2 protein-coding genes are annotated in these 1,536 nt (G+C 54.8%); one reads left to right on the top strand and one right to left on the bottom strand.

Annotation, left to right across the window (positions count from 1 at the left end; translation table 11 throughout):
* Window positions 1-192: 192 nt before the first annotated feature.
* Window positions 193-1,032 carry an ectoine/hydroxyectoine ABC transporter substrate-binding protein EhuB gene (gene ehuB / locus RCCGE510_RS32395; RefSeq protein ID WP_007637709.1) on the bottom strand — a complete coding sequence of 280 codons (840 nt, stop codon included), beginning with the start codon at window positions 1,030-1,032 and terminating at the stop codon, window positions 193-195.
* Window positions 1,033-1,210: 178 nt separating this feature from the next.
* Here ehuB and RCCGE510_RS32390 point away from each other — a divergent pair.
* The coding region (locus tag RCCGE510_RS32390) for an aminopeptidase P family N-terminal domain-containing protein (protein WP_240539735.1) at window positions 1,211-1,536 on the top strand (326 nt) is incomplete at its 3' end.

Below are 1,536 nucleotides of genomic sequence, written 5' to 3'. Positions count from 1 at the left end.
CAGCATAAGGACCGAAAACGTGCGCGAGCACAGTCGCCAGTGCCAAAGAACATAGAAACAGAAGTCCGGTGACGAGCGCGCCGTCAATGAACCGGCCGCTGTACTCGGAGAGGAACGAGATATATGCCATTGAAGCTCACTTCAACAATATAGGCGAGCTGCGCGTAAAGCAGCCCGCCTAACCTTGGAGGTTTATCGGTTTGAGCAAACCCAATCGGTCTTAGCGTCGCCCGGAAGCTCAGCCTTCGTGTACTGAAACTTGCCCACAGCCTCGAGCATCTCGGGCGTGCCGAGATATTTGGCCTGGGCTTCATTGTAGGCTTTGAGGAAGTCCTTGTCTTCCTTCTTGAATGCGATCGCGACCCAGTTGAAAGTCCATTCGGGAAGGGCGGTCGAGTCGGTCACTTCGATTGCATCGGGGGCGCTCTTGACGAGGTCCTTCATCGCGAAGTCGTTGCCGGCGCCGGCGTCGGCGCGACCAGCTTTGACCGCGGCAAGAACTTCTGTGAGGCTCGGAAGCTGCATGATCTTGTCTTCGGCTATCCCTTCCTTGATCGCCGCATCCACGTTTACGAAGCCCGCAACGGTAGCCATCGCGGAGTCGTTCTTCTTGATGTCCTGATACGTCTGAATGCCCTTGGGGTTACCCTTCTTGACGATGAAGGAGTCGCCGAACTTTCCCATGGGCTCTGCAAAGTTCACGTTCGCGCAGCGTTTGCCGGTGATGTACATGCCGCCGGTAATAATATCGAAACGACCCGCCTGCAGGCCGGGGATCAAGCCGCCCCAATCGGTCACGACCGGCTCGATGTTGGTGTAGCCCATGGATTTCAGGACTCCGAGGGCGAGAGCGTTCGCAAAACCCAGCGGCTCATTTTTGTCGCCTGGGTAGGCCCAGGGAATTTCGTGAGCAAAGCCAATCCGGATCGATTTTCCGGCTTTGGCGCGGTCAGTAAGATCATCGGCATTGGCGTGAGAGACGCCGACAAAGAGAGCGCTCGCGGCTGCGATTGCGGTGAAGATGTTTCTCATTCTCATTTGTTCCCCCTTTTATCGGGTTTGTTGCAGAATTGCTCCATTGGTGTACCACTGAGAGGGCAAGTGATGCAAGAGAATCTTTGAGATCGGTCAGGAATTCCCGCAAATCAGGCCAAACGCTCGGCCTTGCGAAAATTGCGCTTGCAGTTTCTCCGGCGTAGGATTACGAAAGGTGTACCTCTTGCTCGCATCGAAACCATTTCAACCGAGGAACACCATGACGTACCAATCACCGTTTCCCCAGGACGAACTTGATCGTCGCCTCGCCAAAGCGAAAAGGGCTTTGGTGGAAAACAACCTTGATGGCATCGTGATTTCCGTCCCGGAAAACATCTACTATTTGACCGGATTGGATCACTGGGGCTTCTTCGCAGCGCACGTCCTCGTGCTGAACCAGAACGGCGAAATGGCACTTAGCTGCCGCGCCATGGAAAGGATCACCGTCGAAAACCAGGTAACGAACGCGAAGTTCTATGGGCATAAGGACCATGAAGAACT

The sequence above is a fragment of the Rhizobium sp. CCGE 510 genome (genome assembly GCF_000292525.1).
GTDB lineage: Bacteria > Pseudomonadota > Alphaproteobacteria > Rhizobiales > Rhizobiaceae > Rhizobium.
This window is presented reverse-complemented; position numbering and strand designations above follow the sequence as displayed.

What these genes read in the sequence shown, in the direction of transcription:
- ehuB (WP_007637709.1), bottom strand. Translation starts at nt 1,032, where the DNA reads ATGAGAAACATCTTCACCGCAATCGCAGCCGCGAGCGCTCTCTTTGTC.